General features: G+C 43.5%; 4 protein-coding genes. 1 reads left to right on the plus strand and 3 read right to left on the minus strand.

Annotation, left to right across the window (positions count from 1 at the left end; all coding sequences use genetic code 11):
- Nucleotides 1-646: sugar kinase (locus ABZA00_RS16625; RefSeq protein WP_372883269.1), on the plus strand; the 646-nt coding region annotated here is incomplete at its 5' end.
- A 103-nt stretch (nt 647-749) separates the two neighbouring features.
- Here the strand turns inward: ABZA00_RS16625 and ABZA00_RS16630 are convergent.
- From ABZA00_RS16630 to ABZA00_RS16640, 3 genes are all read right to left on the minus strand, one after another.
- Complete coding sequence (locus tag ABZA00_RS16630) at nt 750-1,466, minus strand: exonuclease domain-containing protein (RefSeq protein WP_372883270.1); 717 nt, start codon at nt 1,464-1,466, stop codon at nt 750-752.
- Nucleotides 1,463-3,331 (minus strand): DUF294 nucleotidyltransferase-like domain-containing protein, encoded by a 1,869-nt coding sequence (locus ABZA00_RS16635; RefSeq protein ID WP_372883271.1) that lies wholly within the window; start codon nt 3,329-3,331, stop codon nt 1,463-1,465. The genes ABZA00_RS16630 and ABZA00_RS16635 overlap by 4 nt, the downstream gene beginning before the upstream one ends.
- 152 nt (nt 3,332-3,483) lie before the next feature.
- Nucleotides 3,484-3,685: hypothetical protein (locus ABZA00_RS16640; RefSeq protein WP_372883272.1), on the minus strand; the 202-nt coding region annotated here is incomplete at its 5' end.

The raw sequence follows: 3,685 nt of genomic DNA on the forward strand, positions 1-3,685 counted from the left end.
CGGCGAGCGCTGTTTCCATTACTGGCGCAGTGATTCCGCAGCCAAATATCTCTTTGACCAACCGGACTCACCCGCATTAATCGAAAAGCTTCTGCAATACGATGCTGTTTATCTGAGCGGCATTACATTAGCCATTCTGACAGAGAATGGACGTAAGGTACTGTTCAGCTTCCTTGAGCAGTATAAAGCGCAGGGCGGTAAGGTATTCTTCGATAACAATTATCGTCCTAAACTTTGGCTTAACCGGGAGCAAGCTGTCGAGTGTTATATGAAGATGCTTACCCTTACCGACACCGCCTTACTGACCTTTGATGATGAGCAGGATCTTTACGGTGATATTCATGTGGAACATTGTATCGAACGGACAATAAATGCCGGTGTTAAAGAGATCATCATCAAGCGTGGCAGCAAAGATTGCTTAGTGGTTGAAGATCAGAAAGCGCATTATGTTGCCCCGACTATCGTAAGTCATGTTGTTGATACCACCGCTGCAGGTGACTCCTTTAGTGCCGGGTTTTTAGCGAAACGTTTTTGCGGCGGAGACGCACTTGAAGCTTCATTTTCAGGGCACTCTCTTGCCGGTCAGGTCATTCAGTATCCCGGCGCAATCATTCCACAGAATGCGATGCCAAATTTATCTTTATAAAGCGTTCATGCTATAAATAAGGGCTTATCGTCTCGCCAGACTGCGTATGCTGGCGCAGCGATGTTGCGCACTTAAATTGACGGCTTTCCTTCTTTCCAGCAAGCTACTGACTCATCCGGTAAAGTACGCCCAAAGTGGCATCTGAATTTGGCATTACGCGTTTTTGTTGCGCCAGTAAAAGCTCCGCTGTTGAAACTGCGTCTGCGAGAGCATTGTGGCTGTTGTATTCAGGTAAACCATAGCGCTTACGTGTTTCGGCCAAGGTCAAATCTATCTCTTCATGACTGCTGATCGCATTCGCCATTTTTTTTTCAATACAAAGCGTATCCAGCCAAAGCAGGGGGAGTTGCCGCAACCCGTAACTTTTCAGCAGGTATTCGTTAATAAAGTGCTCTTCAACAATACAAGCATGGGCTACAATAATTTTTCCTTTTGCTGCTTCAAAAAATGTCATCATTGCATCATGAATGGTTACGCCTTGTGATAACATTTGTGGGGTAATATGGTTAATCACCGCTGTCTCAGGTTTAATTTGCGAATCATTATTCAGGTAGAGGTGCTGCGCGGAGGCCATATCAATTCGGCCACTAGTGATATTCACCCAACCCATAGAGAGTATTATATCCTTTTTACTGTCTAAACCAGTGGTTTCCAGGTCAAGGACGATGAAATCCGAATCCTTTGCTAAATCAGACAACTCCGGACAAGGTTGCGCTACGATATTGAATAAAATATTGGGCAGCTTAATGTTTGCCAAATACTGTTTACGCCTGCGCTTGACCCGTTCCAGGGGGTGAAAATATTTTATTAGCGTTCTCATTGAATACTCCCGAATCTGATTTTTGCAGCTTCCTGAAGATCAGCAATAATTCTAAATGCATCTTTTAAATGTTTGCGCTCAAAGCTGCCAAAACGGTCCGGATTGATATTATTATTTGGCTCTTCGCCGTTTTTGAGTGCTTCGAGCTGGTGACTGAAACGGAAAAATAAAATGAACTGATAAGCGCCTAAAATATTTTTGTAAGCATCGTCACTTAATATGCCTTTTTTATTCGCCGCTGCAAAACGCTCATCGGTTGCGGACAGGTCGCATTCAACCGCCAGGCCATATATTCGGGCTAAATCAATAATCAGATTGATGGCGTATTTTTTTACGTTGAGGGTTTTCTTATTCTCACCGGATTTTTCCAATACCAGGCTATTAAAGATACCCAATGGAGGATTGGTATTGATTGCATCCTTAACTAAAGTACTTAAGAATTCACGGTTACTGCGAATATTGGAATGCAGTTCATCTCTTAATATTGATTCAAAATCGCCGTTGCCATAGACGGTGCGAATTTCTAAAAACACACTGATATTCAACAAACATTCATATTGAGGATTTGCTACCCACTTTTTGTAGTAGTTTTTCCAAATCCGCAGTGGCTGGCACCATTTTGGTGTTGCGGCCATAAATTTACCGGGACACAGTGGATAATCACAACTTGCCAATCCATTCGCTACAATCATTGCTAAATGTTTGAAGTAAATCCGATCGTTGTCTGTTGCGTTATCTGCCAGTACAATGGCGCTGTCCTGATCTGACAGCATATGAACTTCATTGCGTGCATGAGATCCCGCGACAATCCAGGAGAAGTCGCAGGGTGGGGGACCCAATTTATCAATCGCAATCAGAATGATTCGGCGGGTGTAGGCATCCATAATCATGGTCATCACTTTGCCAATTGTTTCAGGCGCAACTTTACCTTCCACCAATGCTTCAAAGATGGCCTGTCGTTCAGGGGTATAGCTTTCCAGGGATTTGATGCTATTGGCGTATTTTATCTTCTCTATTAAGAAGATAGCCTGCACGCGGTGATTTTGAACTAAATGGGAAGTGGTCAGCAAGCCAATGACTTTATTGTCTTTTACCACGGGTAGATTTCTAATGCTGTACTGCATCATGACCGAGGCGGCGTGTAGTACCAGATCATCGGGTTTTACGGTAAGAGGTGAGTAGGTCATCACTGTTGAAATTGGTGAATCAACAGAAACGCCGTGAGCAATCACTCTTTTGGTCATATCGCGATCCGTGATAATACCTACAATTTTATCGTTTTCGTAGATCACCGCGCATGAAGAACGTTGAACGACACGCATCTCGCGGGCGACTTCCCGGATGGTTTTATCCGCTGTCACCACAGCGACTCTGCCACTGGCAACGTCTGCAACTTTGCGAATAAAAATTCCTTTCTCTTTATCCGACCAGACCACATCAAGCGCCGACTTCAATCTGACCTGCGCCTGAGAAGCAAAGTGTTCAGCACAACTTGGGAATGCCTTAAACAAAGCTAGCAAGGCAGAATGCGGAATCAAATATAGCAGGGTATTTTCAATGGCAATTGCCTGATAGCCTTTATCATTATCCATCTCTTTATCGAGAAATGAAAAACCAAACAGGTCTTCAGATCCCAGCCTTGCGCGTAGAACACCATCTGCCTTGCGCTGCTCCATGGAGCCGGTTCGGATAATATAAAGTGATTTTTCCCTGCCCGCTTTACACAAATCAACAACCTCCCCCTTACTCAGATAAATAATCTGAACATGTGATGCTAACTCTTGCAGGGCTGCTTTAGGGATCTTATCGAAAGGATCTATCTGGCCGATAAACTGGATTATATTCGGGAAAAGAGACTGAGGCATAATAAGACTCGCTATTAATCAATTAGTAGTATCTATGTTCACAAACAATATACAAATATACAATTTTCAGGTTTTAAACAAAGGATTTAAAATAAAAAAGCAGCCAGAGGAAGATGGCTGCTTAAAATATAAATGCGACTTAGTTAAAGGAATTAATTTTGTGTCACAGTTGCCGGATCTTCGTCTTCCATTTCTTCTACTTTATCATCTACTGCTTTGACCAGCAGTAAACCAACGCCCATCACAATCCCGCCACAAAGAACGAAGATCATGCGTCCCCAGATCGGGTTAGGTAACAGGAACATCGCCATCACACCGACACCGGCTACCGCAATCAGTGTACCAAGCATTTTA

It is taken from the genome of Psychromonas sp. (assembly GCF_041586535.1).
Lineage (GTDB): Bacteria > Pseudomonadota > Gammaproteobacteria > Enterobacterales > Psychromonadaceae > Psychromonas.